14 protein-coding genes are annotated in these 18,438 nt (G+C 48.1%); 6 read left to right on the plus strand and 8 right to left on the minus strand.

Annotation, left to right across the window (positions count from 1 at the left end; translation table 11 throughout):
* Positions 1–6: 6 nt before the first annotated feature.
* The 3 genes from ACXAGC_RS18055 to ACXAGC_RS18065 form a co-directional block, all read right to left on the minus strand.
* Complete coding sequence (locus ACXAGC_RS18055) at positions 7–903, minus strand: DMT family transporter (RefSeq protein WP_474846031.1); 897 nt, start codon at positions 901–903, stop codon at positions 7–9.
* Between the two features lie 89 nt (positions 904–992).
* Positions 993–2,411, minus strand: coding sequence for an ATP-binding protein (locus ACXAGC_RS18060; RefSeq protein WP_474846033.1), 1,419 nt, complete (start codon positions 2,409–2,411; stop codon positions 993–995).
* The gene (locus ACXAGC_RS18065; protein WP_474846035.1) at positions 2,411–3,109 is read right to left on the minus strand and encodes a response regulator; all 699 of its coding nucleotides are present in this window, start codon (positions 3,107–3,109) and stop codon (positions 2,411–2,413) included. The genes ACXAGC_RS18060 and ACXAGC_RS18065 overlap by 1 nt, the downstream gene beginning before the upstream one ends.
* A 169-nt stretch (positions 3,110–3,278) precedes the next feature.
* On the opposite strand from ACXAGC_RS18065, the gene ACXAGC_RS18070 reads away from it, so the two are divergent.
* Complete coding sequence (locus ACXAGC_RS18070; protein WP_474846037.1) at positions 3,279–3,701, plus strand: hypothetical protein; 423 nt, start codon at positions 3,279–3,281, stop codon at positions 3,699–3,701.
* Positions 3,702–3,844: 143 nt separating this feature from the next.
* Positions 3,845–4,159, plus strand: coding sequence for a DUF3817 domain-containing protein (locus tag ACXAGC_RS18075; RefSeq protein WP_474846039.1), 315 nt, complete (start codon positions 3,845–3,847; stop codon positions 4,157–4,159).
* 29 nt (positions 4,160–4,188) lie between these two features.
* Here ACXAGC_RS18075 and ACXAGC_RS18080 read toward each other — a convergent pair whose 3' ends face one another.
* The 4 genes from ACXAGC_RS18080 to ACXAGC_RS18095 form a co-directional block, all read right to left on the minus strand.
* The gene (locus tag ACXAGC_RS18080; RefSeq protein WP_474846041.1) at positions 4,189–6,498 is read right to left on the minus strand and encodes a peptidase associated/transthyretin-like domain-containing protein; all 2,310 of its coding nucleotides are present in this window, start codon (positions 6,496–6,498) and stop codon (positions 4,189–4,191) included.
* Positions 6,479–7,885 (minus strand): glycerophosphodiester phosphodiesterase, encoded by a 1,407-nt coding sequence (locus ACXAGC_RS18085; protein ID WP_474846043.1) that lies wholly within the window; start codon positions 7,883–7,885, stop codon positions 6,479–6,481. Before ACXAGC_RS18085 ends, ACXAGC_RS18080 begins: the two co-directional genes overlap by 20 nt.
* Positions 7,886–8,127: 242 nt before the next feature.
* The gene (gene gloA / locus ACXAGC_RS18090; RefSeq protein ID WP_474846045.1) at positions 8,128–8,655 is read right to left on the minus strand and encodes a lactoylglutathione lyase; all 528 of its coding nucleotides are present in this window, start codon (positions 8,653–8,655) and stop codon (positions 8,128–8,130) included.
* 109 nt (positions 8,656–8,764) lie between these two features.
* Positions 8,765–9,328 (minus strand): DUF4136 domain-containing protein, encoded by a 564-nt coding sequence (locus ACXAGC_RS18095; protein ID WP_474846047.1) that lies wholly within the window; start codon positions 9,326–9,328, stop codon positions 8,765–8,767.
* Between the two features lie 237 nt (positions 9,329–9,565).
* Between ACXAGC_RS18095 and ACXAGC_RS18100 the strand changes: the two genes are divergently transcribed.
* The 4 genes from ACXAGC_RS18100 (at position 9,566) to ACXAGC_RS18115 (ending at position 15,959) form a co-directional block, all read left to right on the plus strand.
* Positions 9,566–11,617 (plus strand): S9 family peptidase, encoded by a 2,052-nt coding sequence (locus ACXAGC_RS18100; protein ID WP_474846049.1) that lies wholly within the window; start codon positions 9,566–9,568, stop codon positions 11,615–11,617.
* Between the two features lie 212 nt (positions 11,618–11,829).
* Positions 11,830–13,503 carry an ABC transporter transmembrane domain-containing protein gene (locus tag ACXAGC_RS18105; protein WP_474846051.1) on the plus strand — a complete coding sequence of 558 codons (1,674 nt, stop codon included), beginning with the start codon at positions 11,830–11,832 and terminating at the stop codon, positions 13,501–13,503.
* On the plus strand, positions 13,503–14,537 hold the full coding sequence (locus ACXAGC_RS18110) for an efflux RND transporter periplasmic adaptor subunit (RefSeq protein ID WP_474846053.1): 1,035 nt from the start codon (positions 13,503–13,505) through the stop codon (positions 14,535–14,537). Before ACXAGC_RS18105 ends, ACXAGC_RS18110 begins: the two co-directional genes overlap by 1 nt.
* A gap of 6 nt (positions 14,538–14,543) precedes the next feature.
* Entirely contained in the window at positions 14,544–15,959 is a 1,416-nt protein-coding gene (locus ACXAGC_RS18115) for a TolC family protein (RefSeq protein ID WP_474846055.1), read from the plus strand.
* A gap of 68 nt (positions 15,960–16,027) precedes the next feature.
* Here the strand turns inward: ACXAGC_RS18115 and ACXAGC_RS18120 are convergent, their stop codons facing one another.
* Positions 16,028–18,421, minus strand: coding sequence for a glycoside hydrolase family 3 N-terminal domain-containing protein (locus ACXAGC_RS18120; protein WP_474846057.1), 2,394 nt, complete (start codon positions 18,419–18,421; stop codon positions 16,028–16,030).
* Positions 18,422–18,438: the final 17 nt, after the last annotated feature.

Raw genomic sequence — 18,438 nt, forward strand, 5'->3', positions numbered from 1 at the left:
AGAAATTTACGATTCGAACGCCCGTTCAGCCGGCATAACCGTTTTCTTTCTGCGTTTAGATTGCCCCAGCACCACACCACTGAGAATAAGGCCACATGCCATTAATTGGGTTTGCGTGAGGGTTTCGTCCAGCAGCCAGTACGCAAAGCCAATGGTGTATACGGGAATGAGGTTACTGAAAATGGTCGCTTTGCTTAAATCCATTTTGGTAATGGCAATGTTATACAGCAGATAGGCGCCTAAGGTCACGCATACGCCAAGGAAAACAATAGCGTAAAGCGCTGGGCCGGCATGTAATGGCGGCACATCCTGACTGAATGCCAGCGGCATAAAGAATATGGCACCGGAAAACGCCTGTAAAGACGTCAGTACCAGCGGAGAGTAGCGGGTGGACAGTTTCTTCACACAAACACAGTACACCGCAGAACATGCCATTGCAGCCAGTTCAAGGGTATTGCCCAGCACAGGATTACTGGCATGAACATTTTCTTCAGCCGCCCAGCTAAGCCAGACTAAACCGGCAAAAGCGACCACAAAACCTGCCTGAGCCGTGATAGTCATGCGTTCCTTTAAAAAGATAAACGCCAGTGCTGCCGCCATAGGCGGTAAAACCGCTGTGACCATACCGGCTTGTGCAGCCGAGGTGTACTGTAGTGCCATGGCTTCAAAAACGAAATATAAACAAGGCTCTGCAGCAGACATCAGCAGCAGTAACTTCCAGTCGCCTTTCTGATAAGTGAATCGGCTCAGGCCCTTCCACATCAGCAGAAAACAAATGCTTGCCACCACCATACGCAGAAAAATTACCCACATAGGCGAGTATTCGGCAAACGCGATTTTCAGCGCAATGAAAGAGCTACCCCACAACATGGTAGCAATGAGCAGCAGAATAAATGGAAGCATAGAGAAACAGTCCGGTAAAAACAGCGGCAAGTTTAACAAAGGACGAAGATAAAACCTCTACCCGGACCGCAAATATTAGCAGTAAATAGTTACGGTTTCTGTGTCAACCGGAACTGCATATTCACCTGCAAACCACCTTTATCTGACAAGCTGAATGACATATCGCCGTCGTTCAGACGAACAGCTTCTGCGGCAATAGCGAGGCCAAGACCCAAGCCGCCGGTGTCGCTGTTACGGGCGCTGTCAGTGCGGTAGAACGCATTGGTCAGTTTTGATAAATCTGCCGGTTCCACACCCGGCCCGTCATCTTCGATTACGATAGTCAGTTGACTACCGGCAACAGTGCAAGCCAGGGAAACGGACGAGTTTGCGTATTTAAATGCGTTTCGCACCACATTCTCAATGGCGGTGAGGAATGGCTCTTCGTAAATACTGAGCGTGCCGTCTGCAAGAGTATGTTGCCAGGCGATCCCCAGTTGTTGCGCCTCAAATGCAGCATCTTCACACAAGTCATCCAGTAATGCTTTTACAGTAATGTCTGCTTTGCCCTGCGAGATAGCCCGGGATTCCATGGTGGTGAGATCGGATAAACGCTGAATATGCAGGTTGAGCAGCTCATTTTCTTTTTCTGCCCGTTCCAGCAGCGGGATCAACGAGGGGTCCGCGCATTTTCGGCGTACCAGTGCCAGTGTCATTTGCAGCCGGGTAAGCGGGGTGCGTAACTCATGAGAAATGTCGGCGCTCTGGCGTTTCTGATTCTGAATGAGCGCTGCTATTTTACCGGTCATATCATTGAACTGGGCAAACAAGCGGGTAAAAGGTGATTCCCCGCTTCGACGGCCGCCTTTTTCCACAGACTGACTGTATTCGATGCGGTGATTCAACTGCCCCTGCCCCACCGCAGTGAATGCGTCACCCAACCGGTTCAGCGGACGGGCAATAGAACGTACCAGTAACCAGCTCATCAAGCTGGTCACTACCATAAAAATACCCAGCATCAGCCACCACGGTACGGCTCTGAAAACATCCAGAGGCCGTGGTCGTTCCGGACGCCACAACACCAGTTTCCAATCTGGCCTGGCGGTCAGAGAGACCGGACCTACTAGCCGGGTCCACTCCAGATTAATTTCCCTTTGCTGTTCTTTTTGAATGAAATACCAGAAGCGCTTGCTGTTGAATTCTTCGGTGAGGGAGCGCCGCAAAGGCATACTGCTTTGCACCACGTTAAGCTGTTTATCAACAATGAGCCATTGATAAGATGTGCGGGTTTCCAGTTGTTCCAGTTGCCGGGGGATACCATGAGGATCTGCCGGGCGGCTGAGAAGAATGGTATCAATTCTCTGTGCCACATTATTCAACAAACGACTGTCCCTGCCGGACAGGGGCTCGTTTTCATTGATTTCCTGCAGGATAAACGCCGGTATGGCAATGGACAGAATACACACCAGCAGAGTAAGCCAGAACCAGCCCAGTACTTTCAGATTAAAATTGCGAACAGCACCGGTCATCAGGCAAAAATCCCGTAACCGCGCCCGCGCTGACTTTTAATGTCTACCTGTGAATTTGCGGCAGTGAGCTTTTTACGCAGGTTACTGATATGGGTGTCGATACTGCGGTCGAAGGCCTGCAGGCGTCGTCCCAGACACGCCTCGGAGAGCTCTTCTTTAGTGATGAGTTCTCCGGGCTGCAAGCTCAGATGCTTCAGTAATGCATATTCGCTGCCGGTGAGATCCAACACTTGCGACTGACAGGTCACCACCATTTTCTGCACATCAATGCTGATATCGCCAATCGGGATAACAGACTTTTTCGACAAACTGGCCGGTTCGTCTGTTGCGGCTTTATCGCCGGTACGACGGATAATTGCCCGGATACGTGCCAGTAATTCGCGGTCGTTAAACGGTTTCGCCAGATAATCGTCAGCACCCAGTTCCAGCCCGAGTACTTTATCAAGGTCGTCCCCCCGTGCTGTCAGCATGAGCACCGGTAATTCACTTTTCTGGCGGATGGCTTTAAGTACGTCCAGCCCGTTGAGGCCGGGCAGCATTACATCCAGCAAAACCAGCTCGATATCGCTGCGGGCCAGAGCTTCCGCAAGACCTGACTCGCCATCAGCACAGTGAGTCACGTCGTAGCCGGACATGCCGAGAAACTCAGTGAGTAACTCTGCCAGCCCTTTATCGTCTTCGATTAATAGAATGCTCATGTCAATACGTCGTCTGTCAATGCTATGTCAACTTGCTTATTACAGGGTCAATAATGCCTGACTTTTCATATGTTCACACCAGATTTGCACTTCTTAACGTTACGTGACATTCAGCGCGATAGTATGTATTCGTCCTCATTGTGAGGTAGCAGATTTTCAGGAGAACTTTATGAAACGTTCGATTAAAAAATTAAGCATTGTAGGCGTTGCCGCTCTTTTCATTGGTGCGGGTGTAACAGGCTTCGCGTTAGCAGCAACCGGCGCAGCAGCAAAAACTGAGCGAATGGAGAAAATGGATCCCCCGCTGGTACCGCCGCAAATGCACAGAATGATGAAAGATGTCGAGTTAACGGCTGATCAGGAAGCAAAACTTGAAGCGCTGAAAGAAAAGCAGAAAGCATTGCGTGATGAATTCTGGGCTGTATTCACAGAAGAACAGAAAACACAGATGCTGCAGGATATGATGCACAGACCACATAAAGACATGCGCGGACCCCGTGGCGACAAACGTGGTAGTGACAAGTTTGACAGAGGCGACCGTAAAAAACGTGGCGAAGGTAAAGAGGTTGAAGCACCGGCAGAGCCGCAATAATTCCCCCTTTATCATGAATTGAGAGGTCGCGGTTGCGACCTCTTTCATTTCAACTTCTTAAATAAGAATTATTCTCAACCTTTCACTTCATGCCCGGTGCAGGTAAACTGCATGTTCTTCATTTACAGAGTCCCGCCACTGACATGGAAAAAATCTTTATTATCGCAGCGCGCATTGAAGCATTTACCTGGTTCGGTCTGATCACCGGTATGTACTTCAAATACAATCTTGAAGTCACCGACCTGGGTGTCTGGTTATTCGGCCGTCTCCACGGTATCGCCTTTCTGATTTATTTTGTGGTTGCCATTGTTGCAGCGGTCCGCCTTCGCTGGAGCGCGTGGCACAGTATCCTCGCTATTCTTGCTGCTATTCCGCCACTGGCAACTTTGCCACTGGAAGTCTGGTTTACAAAAAAGGGCATTTTATCCGTACCTATAGCAGAAGATCAGGCCACATAATTCGGGTATCATTTCGTACCAACCGTTTTTCACAACGGTACAAGTTCAATTTCCAGGCTTTGGTTCTCTTCCGAAATGCGATGCCAACTGCGTTTCGTATGGTATCCGTTTGCACTGACTTCAATTTCATAGTTACCGGGGGCCAACAACATTTTTTCCCGGTATATCGGTTTGATATTCATGATACGGATTTTTGCTCCCGCTACATTCGATACAATTGTCAGAGTAACCGGTGTATTCGTTGCATCTGAAGACAATTGCTCAGAGGCTCCATGCACTATTGGCAACTTTACATCTAGTGCTGCAAGTTTGTGGGTTAACGGTTCGACGTTTCTATAAATGCCGGTATTCGTTTCAAACGCCAGCCCCAAAGGATGAAGAACAGGTTGAGCATGTAATGTCCATCGTAAGGCCATTGATATAACGGGATTACTATTAGTTTCGACCTTTTCAAGAAAATAGTTAACCGGACTGTCGGAACTGGCAGTAAATTGGCTTTGCACCAGAAGAAAAGGTAAAGTACATAGCAAGAAAACAGGCATATTTTTGATGCCAATCCTAACCAATAACGACTTATTTTTCTGCCAATCCGGCCTCAAAACTTCGTAAGTCTTGATGGGTAATTTTATTATGGTCAGACAGATTAAAAACAAACTCAAAAACATCGAAATTGGCGGTATGAGTACTGAACGCAGCGCTTGTTTACCTGCTTCAGCATATTGACGACCATCTTCAAAGTGTACTCTTGCGCCTGAAATCATATCAAGGTAACGAAGCGTTCTTTTTTCTATATTTGGATCGAGAACATATTGTTTAAAATTTGCCTGGCTCCAATCAGCTTGTACGTTATTAACATACATATCTCCCATTTTATCAGCAATCTTTCTTTGAACACTGGGGTGAAGCTGAAAATCATGCCATTGTAAATTAACCGGAACTGAAAGCCCTTCGCGCTGCATCGCTTCGTTCCAACTTGCATCAGCTTCAGTTTTAACTTTATTAAAAACGGCTTGAGAAAATGCTAAACGTTGCTCAACCCGCCATTCCTCAGAGAGCACTAACCCTTTAACTTTAAGAGAATTTCGGACTCGTTGTTGTGTTTCATCATGATTCCGAAATGCTTCCAAGTCCTGTATATCCATAGGATATCCAGTATCTTTTTGGAACTGAGTCTGAAAATTAGGATGTGCAAGTATTAATCGCTGGTAATGAGAGGGATCATCAGTATATTTATAGCGTTTATTCCTTATTCCTCCATCTCCCCCTGTAGCCCAGCTCAGCAATTGCAAAGCCGTAGAAACGCCCCCAGTGATAACACCAGCGATAGCTGTGTTAGCCGCATTTTCAAGTCCGCTAACATCTTCTTCAATGAGCCAGTAACCAGGCTCGACATATCCCAGTCCGGCTTTGTCTATTTCAGATTTATATCGTACATGTAACCGATCAACACACTGGACTCTGCGTTCTTTTTGTGAAGATTTCTGAAAGCGCTCCTGGCAGCCATTTACCTGTTTATGATATTTAAAAATCCCAGGCCCATATTTCTGTGCTCTGGCCTCGGCACGAGCAATATATGATTTCGTTGCTTGCTGATAATCTTGCCAGCCCTGATTGATTTTTTGTTCTATTGCTTGCCAGTACTCCAGCTCTTGTTTTGGAATGTCAGCCAGTTTTTGATTATAGGTATTTGAACCTTTTGCGTAGTCTTTGTAACTCTCCGACAATTGTACATACAGGCTCGAAAAGTCCTGATAATGTCGATCAAAATCCTTATAAGCTTTTTTTTGTACAAACTGCTTAACAATCTGATGTTTGTAGCTCTCTAAATTACCCGCTAGTTTATCGTCGGCATACAGCAGGCCTCCAAATAGCGCTAAAAAAGTAAGGTTTTCAGAACTGTCCTGTATCGCGGTATCGTATTCAAGACCAGCCACGGCAACAGCATTTAACGCCAATGCGTCCCTTAAAGCGGCACTAAGCACAGCATGTTCACGTTCTTCCGGTGAAGATGACGCGATAAATCTCTCTACAATTATTTTTTGACCGAAATAGACCGTTGGCCATACGAAACAAGCTACACAGACTAACGTCATTAAACCTCGTCCGGCTGAACAATAGAATCTACCGGGAAGCAGGTCAGCCAGCAATAAAGTAGCACCAATTCCTGAAATAGCACGACCATACACTTCTAATTGTTCTAACTGGCTATCTTGAGGTGTACCAAGGCCTATCAGGGAAACAAGTTGCGCGTTGAAGATTGCTTCCGGAACTAAATAGGCTGCACTTAAAATGAGTAAGAATAGCCGCCACGGTTTGGGTTTATAAGAAGGGTGCATCATTTGAATCCCTTAGCTCAACTTCAATTGCCCTGTCAGTTTTCAGATTGACTTCGCGCTCCCGCTCTTTAGGGCCAGCTTCAAGATTCAACATAACAGGGATGAAGGCAGGGCTTGTCACATTTTTATCTATATTTTTAAGCAGACCACCCAACGCGGGATAAAGACCGTTGTCAAAGTATGTATCCACTTCGTCAAGGCGCTCTAAATCAAGATCTACAGGCAAGATTGCGATACGTTTGGTTGAGGCAGTTGAACCGGTATATGCCCGCATATCCGGCAATCCATATTGGGTACAAAACCCATAAAGAGTATCATCAATAATGACTGAATCGGGCCGTGACCTTGCCTCTACTTTTAACAGTGCATTTGCATGATATACGTGATCATTGATCGTATATGTAGCGACAGGTATCTGGTAGCCAGTAACTAAAGGTTTGATGCGACCAGCCTGACCAATGTACTGGCGAATATCAATTGCCATTCCGAAATTTCTTTTAAGAGCTTTTCTAAGAGTATTAATCCCTGCGTGAGAATCGTAGCGCTTCTCTTTGTAGCGACGAAAAGCAACCCCCGCGATGTTCTCAATCCTTTCCTGATTATCCTGATAGAGGTTATCACTCGACGCCCCCTTTTCGATTTGAGCTTTTAAAAGCTTCATTGATTGTTCTGCCGGACTCTGGATAAAAGATAAAAAAACCTGAGAATTAATATTGCGCATCCGTTCGAGGGTTCTGAGTGACAAACTGGAATAGTAGTAGCGACCTTGCCCGATTGTTGTAAATGCCAGATAATCCAGCATTTCCAAATCTCCCGATGGGGCATCGGATTTAATTTCAATATTCAGTTTCTTTCCTGGACCTGCATTTGATGCAAAAGCTTTAGACATAGCACGAAAATCAGGCGGTACTGTATCTGATAACTGTCCCGAATTTCGATCACGGGTGCGCAGGTAGCCCCATTCTTTTGAATAACGTATACGTTCAATTTTCCTTTGAACATTATCTACAGTTCCCGTTTCTCTTCCGGTCCGTTTGTCATGATGAACAACCCAAACCCCATCCCGGGTAACCTGAACATCAATTTCGACAACGTCAAACCCGTTATCTAAAGCATCGACAACTGCGTTTATTGAATTTTCAGGATACCGTACCGATCCACGGTGACTCTGCAACTGATAGTTACCGCATTGCTTTACATTGAGATAATTAATGTTATTAGCAGAAGATAAATAAAAACCGCGAGCCTCAAATACCTCATTAAGGGCTATTCTCTCAGAACTTACGGTTTTTGTGTCGTGAGATAGTGCAGGTGGAGTACTGTTACAACCACTCAGAAATATTATAAAAACGTTGACAACAAATATAAATTTGCGGCTGATAAAATCCATTTTGAGTCGCAATACTACAGAAAAGAGGAATTTATAACAGAAACATAAGGGAAAATGCAATTAAATCTTACATTTATACCTTTCTAATCATTTGGTGCAATTACTCAAATTACCATCTCAGAAAAAAGCCAGCTCCTGATATGAACAAAAAAGCCCCAGAGGATATCCGTTCGTCTGAGAAGAAAAAAATAGCCGCATAAAAGCGGCTACATAAAATATGGCATTTATATTGTCCGCTGAAATCAGCCTTTAGCGACCCGCTCAGCGTCGAAAATTTCAATCCAGTATCCGTCCGGATCTTTAATGAACGCGATATTGTTCATCTTTCCGTCAGACAACCGCTTCTGAAACGCAACACCCAGTGACTCAAAACGCTCGCAGGCAGCCTCCAGATCCGGTACGTGAAAGCCTATATGACCAAAACCGTGGGGATCGCTGTTACCATTGTGATAGGTGGTTTCTCCGGCGGTGTCGCCCCAGTTGTGTGTCAGTTCGAGCATGGCCGGACGACCGAAAGTTTGTGCTGTGCGTCTGGTGTCATCCTCGCTGATATCAGAGAAGTCTTCCCCGTGGGTCAGGAAGTACAGGCTGAACTCCATGTCGGGGAAATCGAGCTTTTTGAGTAAAGTCATACCCATAACGCGGGTATAAAAATCCAGCGAACGGACCGGATCCGCGATGCGCAACATAGTCTGATTAAATACAAATCCGTCAGTTGCGGGATCTTTACGTTCACACAATCCGTCTGCCTGTTCGAAATGTCGGCTCATAGCAGTATCCTTAATTTACCGGTAATTGAAGTATTCAAAAGTGGGGCTGCGACACGGTTTACCAAGGGGCAGTCACCGCAATTTCAAGTGCATTCAGCATCACCACCACTTACTGGTTTACGGGATAACTGGCCAGCAGTTCACCTACAAGTTCAGTCAGGGATTGCTGAATAGAAATACTGTCACTTTTCTCCAGTTCGGCGCTGCCGGTGGCGCTGTAAATAAATTGCCCGTCTTTAATCACATCAATCTGCAAATTCTGATAAACAGACACCTGTTCACCTACAGGCACAGTAAAAATACTGCCCAGGGATATTCCCCCTGAACGGCCAAACGAACCGGTTCCCAATCCGAAACTCACAGACTTACCGTCCTCCTTTCTGGCTGTGGAAGGCAGAAATGCGACTTTGACGTCAGCCTCATCCGGGCTTGCCGCTGTCAGTCCTTTTGCGGTCATCACATCAGTAATAGTGGTACGCAGATAATTCTCTATAGTGGGATTCACAGTGTTCAGCGGCGGTTCAACAGAAAAAGTGCGGATAGCAGAAAAGTTCTGTTCTTCGTCCATGTTGATTTGCGGTTTATTGGATGCACAACCCGACACCAGAAATACAAAAGCGGCACAAAGTAGAAAACGAAGTGCCGGATAACGACTTATTAAGGATTTATCCATATGGACTCTGCCAGTTAACCATTTTAAATTTTAACGTGTGCGGTATAAAAACCGATCGCTTTTACGACCCGCTTTGCCGGCAGTTGACTTAACACCGCCAGACGAAATCAAACAGAAACAAGACGAACGGTATCCGCTGACCGGCGTGATGCTGTATGTTTTCATTAGCCCGGCAGACAACGAGCTTAAGGCTTGTACCGTTGCCGGTATAATCATAAGAACGACAAGGAACTCACTATGCTCATTCGTCCATTCGCTCTCGCAGGCGGTCTGGTTTCGGCGTTGACCTTTACTGCACATGCAGCGCAACTGCCCGACACACTGCAATATAAAGACACCTTCAATCTTGAATACGCAGCGTCTCCGTTTTTCAGCAAAGACGGTAAGTCAGTTTACTACGAACGCCGTGCTATGGATATTATGAAGGACCGCACACACAGCACACTGTGGGAGGTCAGCACGGACGGTAAAAGGCATCGTCCGGTGATTGCCGGCAGCGCGAATGTGCGTCAGGTTACATTGTCCCCTGACGGCACCATGCTGGCTTATCTTTCGGATGAAGATGGCAGCAATCAGCTTTATGTGCGCTATCTCGACTCCGGCCAGCAGGCCAGACTCACAGAAGTATCAAAGGCCCCCGGAAACCTTACCTGGTCCCATGACAGCAAACATCTGGCGTTTACTATGTTCACACCGGTAAAAACCAAACCGCTGTTTACTGCTATGCCGGAAAAACCCAAAGGTGCAGACTGGGCACCCGCCGCCAGCATCATTCAGAAAACAGGATACCGTGCTGACGGCAAGGGATATTTACCTGACGGATTCAGTCAGATTTATATTCTGCCGGTATCCGGCGGTACGCCCCGCCAGCTGACTACGGGTAATTACCCTAATGACGGTCGCCTGGCATTCACCCCCGACAACTCGGGGATCTATTTTTCTGCCAACCGTTCAGAAGACTATGAATTGTCTCCTTTTGACAGCGACATATACCGTGTTGATATTCAGTCTGCTGACGTCACAGCGGTTACAGATATGGCCGGACCGGAAGAGTCTCCAATGCTCAGCCCCGACGGCAAATATCTGGCCTTCAAACAAATTAATGATAATAAAAAAGCTTACCAGTTCAGCGACATTGTAGTTTTGAATCTGGAAAGCGGAAAACTGAGCCGTCTGACGGGCTCTCTTGACCGCTCAGTTCAGCAGGTCGAATGGTCAGATAACAACAAGTCACTGTATTTCTCTTATCTTGATCACGGCGAAACCCGCCTGGCCAGTGTCAGTCTGAAAGGTGATGTTACCCGTTTCGATGCCACCACCGGCGGTCAGTCCCTGGGCAGACCTTATACGTCAGGGGAATTTGCTGTTTCATCCAACGGAGAGCTGGCGTTTACTCAGGATGACCCGCTAAAACCGGCGGATCTGGCACTGCTTAAGAAGAAAAAAATCACTACCCTGACTAATCTGAACGATGATGCGCTGGGACATCTGAAGCTTGCGCAGGTAGAGGCATTACCGGTGAAGTCATCTGCTGATGGCCGTGATATTGATGCCTGGATTGCATTGCCTCCGGATTTCGATAAAAGCAAATCTTATCCACTGATCCTGGAAATTCACGGTGGCCCCCACGCTGCTTACGGCCCGCACTTCTCAATGGAAATCCAGCTCATGGCAGCACAGGGTTACGTTGTTGTGTGGTCGAATCCCCGTGGAAGTTCGTCTTACGGTGCAGAGTTCGGCAACCTGATTCATCACGACTACCCGTCTGACGACTTTACCGATCTGATGGATGTCACCGATGCTGCAATTGCAAAAGGTTTTATTGATGAAAAGAACCTCTTCATCACCGGTGGCTCCGGCGGCGGTGTACTCACAGCGTGGTCAGTAGGAAAAACCGATCGGTTTGCTGCAGCCGTGGTGGTCAAGCCGGTGATCAACTGGATCAGTTTCGGCCTGACTGCTGACGCGTATCCGTATTTCACTCAGTACTGGATGCCGGGCAAACCCTGGGAAGCATTTGACCATTTATGGGCACATTCACCGTTGTCTCTGGTGGGCAACGTGAAAACCCCCACTATGCTGCTTACCGGCGAATCAGACTACCGTACGCCAATCAGTGAATCAGAGCAGTTTTATCAGGCACTGCGCCTGCAAGGTGTAGACTCTGCGATGGTCAGGTTACCGGGGGCATCTCACGGTATCGCTTCCCGTCCTTCACGCCTGATCCAGAAAGTGGGTAACATTCTGGCCTGGTTCGACAAATACCGTAGCGGCAAACCTCAGGAATAAACGCCTGCGATTAACGGTTAAACACGCCCGGCTCGCCGGGCTTTTTTGTCTTTTTTAGCCGCTTTTAAAGAACAATTTAACGGGAAATCACGTATTGTAACTTCTGATAGTCATACTAATGATTTATAAAGACTTATTACATTGATATGAAACATAGGTTTAGTTAAATTCTGTGATACCCGACGTTTTCCTTTTTAGCCTCTGAGAGCACCATGGCAGCAACAAAAGACTTACGCCGCACCAAAACGCTTCTGTTTGATATTTTAAAGCCGGAAGCAGGCTTTTTTTACCTGGCTATCGCATATGGCCTGATGATTGGTTTACTGACCCTCGCCGTACCGTTTGCAGTACAAACCCTTATCAACACCGTGGTTTATACCGCTTCAGTCAGCGCGGTTCTGGTGATCAGTACAATCCTTTTCTGTACCTTGCTGCTGTACGGATTATTCAGTGCCCTGAGAACACGGGTTATGGAATATTATGAGCGCCGGATCTATAGCCGGCTGACTGCCGATCTTGTACTGAAAACCATTCAGGCCCCTCATCAGTTTTTTGAAGGCCGGAAAAACAGCACGATAACTCATCGTTTTTTTGAGGTAATGACCTTTCAGAAAAATATGCCATCACTGATGGTAGACGGTTTCGCACTTCTGCTTCAGATGCTGGTAGGTATCACACTGGTTTCTTTCTATCACCCGTTTTTGTTTGTCTTTAATGTGGTGATTATCATTTCTATGTACTTTATCTGGCGGATGTTGAGTACGCCAGCGAAAAATACAGCCATCGATTTGTCTGATTCTAAATATGCCACCGCAAAATGGCTCAGCGAAATTTCCTCTGCTCACGTATTTTTCAAATCCAGCCGGCATCTTGACCATGCTGCTGAGAAAACGGAGGCAATCATCAGTCGTTATGTGAATTGTCACGCCGGACATTTCACTTTTACCTTTTCCCAGACCGTACTCTTCCTGATTGTCTATGCGCTGGCCAGCTCCGCCCTTCTGGGACTGGGTGGTGTACTGGTTGTGCAGGAGCAATTATCTGTCGGTCAGCTTGTTGCAGCCGAACTGATCATGTCTGCGGTGTTTCTTGGTATTTCACGGTTCAGTGTATACCTGAACCTGTATTATGAATTGTATGGTGCGGCAGAGAAGCTCAATGCCGCACTGAATATTCCTCAGGAAGATGTACAGTCTTCCGATAACGAAACCTTTACCCGTAACGATCTCCACTTCCGTCAGACTGTGCTGGTTCAGCAAAACGAGTCTGTGGAAATTGATATGGCCTTGCGGGAAAACGGAAAATACTACGTCGTCACCGGGCAGGCATGGCAACAACGAAAACTGATGACGGTACTTAAACGTTATGAAACGCCGGAGTCTGGCTGGGTAGAACTGGGAGGCCTTGCATTAACGGATTACCAGACCAGCGAGCTGCGTCAGGCCATTGCCATTGTTGACCGCTCTCTCATTATTGAGTGTTCAATTCTTGAATATTTGCGCATGGATGCGCCGGATGCTTCCGAAAAAGCGATTCGGGAAATCTTTCGCGAACTGCAACTGGAGCCGACACTGGCGAGACTGGAAGACGACTTGCAAACCAGTCTGTCGCAGTTGGGCCATCCCCTTCAGCCCATGGAGTTTTTGTTATTGAAACTGGCTGCCGCCCTGTTGTCGAAACCGGGGGTAATTGTGCTGAACCAGCACTTTGATGCCATTCCTGAAGCATACAGATATAAAATTCTGAAATACCTCGATACCCAGCCGGTCACGGTGATGTACTTTACCAGCAGTCCGATTCAGGAAGTCTTTGATGCCACCATTGTGTTAAATGGTGATTCACAGTTGCTTTCCCATGATGTGCTCGCTGACAAGGAGGAATTGTGATGAATTACTCTGATCAGCAGGAATTCATGAGTAAAATGAAGACGCTTTCGCAACAGACTGTGCCGACCTGGTACAGAAAAGTGGCGTATATGCTCTTTCTTCTTATCGCAGTCACCGCCGCAATATTGTACTTTGCGCCCTGGCAACAAACGGCTTACGGTACGGGAACTGTAAGCACGCTTAATCCGGCTGACCGCGCTCAACCCATATCCGCACTGGTCCCCGGGCAAATAAAAACCTGGCACGTAAGGGAAGGACAAAAAGTAAAAGAAGGCGATCCCATTGTAACCCTGGTCGACACAGATAAAGCGCTGGTTGAACGCCTTCAGGCCCAGGTAAAAGCCGCGGAGCTGAAACTGGATGCAGACCTGATGGCTGTGGAAAATGCCCGCATAAACCTGGATCGTCAGAAACGGTTAAACAAAGAAGGTCTGGTTTCGGTCCGCGACATTGAAGTGGCGGAAAATACGTTACAGGAAAGACTGGCGACAGCCGCTCAGTCTGAGCAAAGCCGGAACTCGCTGAACTCGTCGCTGGCAAGGCAATCTACTCAGACCAAGTACGCACCTCAGGATGGTACTGTGACCCAGTTGCACTCCGGTGGTTTATCCACGCTGGTCAGTGCGGGCGCAGTACTCGGGTATTTTATTCCTGATGGTGTCGAGCGCATGGTAAGAGTGAAAGTAAATGGACTGAATGCACCGCTGGTCACAAAAGGCCGGAAGGTGCGTCTGCAATTTGAAGGCTGGCCAATCTTCCAGTTCAGCGGCTGGCCGGGCACATCAATAGGTACATTCGGTGGCAGAGTGGCGATTGTTGAACCGGTGGCAGACCGCAACGGACTGTTTAATGTATGGATTGAACAGGATCCGCAGGAAAAGCCCTGGCCGGAAGAAACCTTTGCCCGTCTGGACAGCAGGGTCAATGCCTGGATCTTGCTGGAAGAAGTCAGTATTGGCTACGAACTCTGGCGACAGCTGAATAACTTCCCGCCTGAAAATGTCAGGTCAGATACAGAACAAACACCACGGTAAGTATGCATGTTGAGGTATTTTTCTTTTTTTACTGCCAGTTTTCTGCTGCTGTGCCTGAACGCTCAGGCGCAACAACCACCACCGACTGCAGAAACAGTTCTGCAGTCTATTCTGCACAATCATCCTAAGCTGCTTGAGCTTGAAGCCAAAGGTGGTCAGCGCCGGCAGGAGCTGGCTTACGCTGAAGCGGCATTTGATGTGCAACTCGAGCAGGATACAGCCCTCCGCACCAGTGGTTACTACAGCGGTGACTATCTGTCTCAGCGGGTTGTCAATCCGCTGGGAACCGCCAATGCTAAGGTGAAAGCCGAATACCGTATCGGTAACGGTACCTTCCCCTATTACGAGCGTTACTATGAAACGCTGACCGGTGGTGAGGCCAGTATCGGTTTTGCCATGTCATTGTTGCAAAACCGGGAGACGGATAAAAAACGGATGGCCATCGAAGATGCCAGAGTGAGTATGTCTCAATGGGATGCAGAAGCCGCCCTGGCCCTGAATGAACTGGTTTACAACGGCTTATCGGCTTATCTGGACTGGTACGAAAGTCATCTGAATGAGCAGATATACGCAGCCCTGGTGAAGACCACCGAGACCCGTGGAAACGCTATTAATACCCGGGTTGAAGAAGGAGATCTTGCGCGCATCACCCAGACAGAATTTGAGGTCACGGTGATGCAGCGTAATCTGGCTTTACAAGATGCCAGAAGGAAGGCCGCACAGGCGAGAGAGAAGCTGGCTTATTATTACCGCGATGCGCAATTCCGTCCGGTCAGCACGGCAACTCTGAATACTGTCCCCGGTGATATTCAATGGCCCTGGATGAGTGCTGCGGTTAAGCCCGCGTTGCTGCAGAGCCTGATTGCACAGCACCCTGCTCTCACCAGTTTGCAGGCAGAAATGCAATTGGCGAAAAACAAGCTGCGACTGGCAAAGAACGCGCTCTTACCCACGCTGGATATTGAAGCAAAGCTGGCGCGGGATATCGGCAGCGGGCCGGAGAACCTGACCGGTACAGAAACAAAAGTCGGCCTGCAATTTTCCATGCCGCTGGGCCGTCGCCAGGCGAAGGCTGATGAGGCAAAGGCTTCGTTAAAGTTGCGTGAAATTGAAGCCGTGGTTCAGACCACACAGGATGCACTTGAACGGGATATGGCAGTGGGTTTACAGGCACTGCAGTACGGCAAAACCATGGCTGAACTGCAACAGCAGCAGGCGGTATTAACGGAAAAGCTGTTCAGTCAGGAACAGAAACGGTTTGAGATGGGGGACAGTGACCTGTTCTTACTAAACAGCCGTGAATCACAGGCAATATCAGCACGTCTTAACGCGGTGAAAGCAGAAATAGAAATTAAGCGGATTGTACTGGGAATCTACTACCAGACCGGTTTGCTCGCCCAAACGCCTGATACATCGCTGTAAAAAAGAAAAGCCACCCCGCAGGGTGGCTTTGAGGTTGCAGGAAGAAGGGCATCACTTCCTGCAAGAGGTTACTGTACAGACAGCTCCCTCAACCGTGGTGCAGGATTCATCGCTACACTCACTTTTTCAGCCACTACAGGCGAGTCAAGGGAATAACTGGCACCAGACTGAATATTGTCAGAGGCAGCGCCAACGTGGATATTGTATTCACCCGCATCGGCCACCCATGCCCGTTGTGCTTCATTAAATGAAGCCAACAGCTTAGGTGTTATTGCAAACTCAAGGGTTTGCGACTGTCCCGGTGCAAGCTCGTTTGTTTTCTCAAATCCCTTGAGCTCTTTGACCGGTTTTTCACTGCCCGGCGCAGAGATATAAAGCTGAACCGCTTCCTTCCCTGCTACTTTTCCTGAATTAGTGATGGTCACCGAAACGGTGAAATCACCAGCGTTCTTTCCGGCCTTCACAACGGCATCGCCATAGTCAAAACCGGTGTAAGATAAGCCGTAACCGAAGGCATAAGCCGGTTTCACATTGAATGCATCGTAATAGCGGTAGCCGACATAAATGCCTTCGTTATAGTCGAGTTGTGACTCTTTACCCACGAACAGACCAATGTAAGGGTCTTTCACGTCGTCTTCAGATGTGGGGGAGCCCGGAAATGTGCTGGCTGATGCCAGGTCGGCATATTTAACCGGAAAGGTCGTTGCCAGTTTACCTGACGGATTGACTTTACCGGTGAGCACATCAGCCAGTGCATTACCGGCTTCCTGACCGCCCTGCCAGGGCAACACAATCGCGTCGGCCTTGTCACGCCAGCTGGCCGTTTCAATAACGTTTCCGATATTCAGCGCGACAACCACTTTCTTGCCTTTAGCATGAAACGCAGCGGAAACACGGTTTATCAAATCCTGTTCAGTCGCATTCAGGTCAAAATCGTTATCAACGATACGGTCCTGGAACTCACCGGAATTCCGGCCAATGGTGATAAGCGCCACGTCGTTTGACTCTGCCATGCTGGCAATCTGTGCATCAGACGGCGTGTATTCCGGTAACGGAGGTTGCAACTCGAAGAAATTTTTCTTCGGCGGACGTTTGGCGTCTTCCGCTTTCATGAAGGCTTCGTAGTCTGCCTGTAATACTGCATCTACTTTCAGAGAGCTGTTTGCCAGCCCTTCCACCAGCGATACGGTATACGCTTCGTTCACATCGCCGCTGCCCGTGCCGCCGGCGATAAAGGCATAAGACGTGTTACCGAATGCGGCTACATTCTGAGCACCGGTAAGCGGTAAGGTTGCCTGCTCATTTTTAAGCAGAATAACCCCTTCTGCAGCAGCACGGCGGGCCACTTCAGCATGCGCTTTCAGATCAGGCTTATTGCTGTACTCATATTCATTAAAGGTGGGAGACGACAGCATTACAGTAAAGATTTTGCTGAGATTGCGATCAAGCACGGCTTCTTCAAGCTTGCCACTTTCCACCGCCTGTTTAATGTTTTCACGCTGATCCGGCATGCCGGGCATAATCAAATCATTGCCCGCCTGCATTTGCGCTGCAGCGTTATCACCGGCGAACCAGTCAGTCATAACCAGGCCTTCGAAGCCCCACTCTCCGCGCAAAATATCTGTCAGCAGCTTTTCGTCCTGAGAGGTATAGACGCCATTCAATTTGTTGTAGGACGTCATGATTGCCCATGGCTGCGCCTGCTCAACAGCGATCTCAAATCCACGCAGATAAATTTCGCGTAATGCACGTTCATTGACGTGGGAATCCATCCACATCCGGCTGGTTTCTCCACTGTTCGCCACAAAGTGCTTGATGGTTGCACCTACACCATTCGACTCAATACCATTCACAATCGAGGCAGCCATATTGCCGCTCAGATACGGATCTTCAGAATAATATTCAAAATTCCGGCCACCCAGCGGGTTATAGTGAATGTTCATTCCCGGTGCGAGAAACAGGTCAATGCCATATTCTTTAACTTCCTCACCCATGGCCGTGCCAACGGCGTTCAGCAGCTCTTTGTCCCAGCTGGAAGCCAGCAGAGTTGCAATAGGAAATGCAGTGGCGTAGTACTTATTTTCATCCCCTTCACGCTCGGGAGAAATACGCACACCGGCAGGCCCGTCAGCCAGTACCAGTGCGGGAATACCTAATTCATCGATGGCGAACGTTGAACCGGCAGCGCCGGGCACTTTTTCCGATCCGCCAATATTGTCTACTCTGAAGCCCGTGCCGGTAACCAGCCTGATTTTCTGATCCAGCGTCAGCCTGCTGATCAAATCAGCCACACGCTGTTCAACGGGCAGACTGGCATTTTCATAGATGTCCTTCTGACCGTTACCATTTAAATCACGGAATGCTGCCGTTGTTGACGTAGAGTCTGCAGGTTGCTCATTTGCACAACCTGCTAAAGCCGCAATTGCACATGCCAGCACAGTTTTCTTCAGATTTATCTTCATTTCACTCACTCATGGTT

This window comes from Alteromonas sp. AWJ4_197 (assembly GCF_056160285.1).

Coding starts and splice junctions, on each gene's coding strand:
- ACXAGC_RS18055 (WP_474846031.1), bottom strand. CDS start 903: ATGCTTCCATTTATTCTGCTGCTCATTGCTACCATGTTGTGGGGTAGC.
- ACXAGC_RS18060 (WP_474846033.1), bottom strand. CDS start 2,411: ATGACCGGTGCTGTTCGCAATTTTAATCTGAAAGTACTGGGCTGGTTC.
- ACXAGC_RS18065 (WP_474846035.1), bottom strand. CDS start 3,109: ATGAGCATTCTATTAATCGAAGACGATAAAGGGCTGGCAGAGTTACTC.
- ACXAGC_RS18070 (WP_474846037.1), top strand. CDS start 3,279: ATGAAACGTTCGATTAAAAAATTAAGCATTGTAGGCGTTGCCGCTCTT.
- ACXAGC_RS18075 (WP_474846039.1), top strand. CDS start 3,845: ATGGAAAAAATCTTTATTATCGCAGCGCGCATTGAAGCATTTACCTGG.
- ACXAGC_RS18080 (WP_474846041.1), bottom strand. CDS start 6,498: ATGATGCACCCTTCTTATAAACCCAAACCGTGGCGGCTATTCTTACTC.
- ACXAGC_RS18085 (WP_474846043.1), bottom strand. CDS start 7,885: ATGGATTTTATCAGCCGCAAATTTATATTTGTTGTCAACGTTTTTATA.
- gloA (WP_474846045.1), bottom strand. CDS start 8,655: ATGAGCCGACATTTCGAACAGGCAGACGGATTGTGTGAACGTAAAGAT.
- ACXAGC_RS18095 (WP_474846047.1), bottom strand. CDS start 9,328: ATGGATAAATCCTTAATAAGTCGTTATCCGGCACTTCGTTTTCTACTT.
- ACXAGC_RS18100 (WP_474846049.1), top strand. CDS start 9,566: ATGCTCATTCGTCCATTCGCTCTCGCAGGCGGTCTGGTTTCGGCGTTG.
- ACXAGC_RS18105 (WP_474846051.1), top strand. CDS start 11,830: ATGGCAGCAACAAAAGACTTACGCCGCACCAAAACGCTTCTGTTTGAT.
- ACXAGC_RS18110 (WP_474846053.1), top strand. CDS start 13,503: ATGAATTACTCTGATCAGCAGGAATTCATGAGTAAAATGAAGACGCTT.
- ACXAGC_RS18115 (WP_474846055.1), top strand. CDS start 14,544: ATGTTGAGGTATTTTTCTTTTTTTACTGCCAGTTTTCTGCTGCTGTGC.
- ACXAGC_RS18120 (WP_474846057.1), bottom strand. CDS start 18,421: ATGAAGATAAATCTGAAGAAAACTGTGCTGGCATGTGCAATTGCGGCT.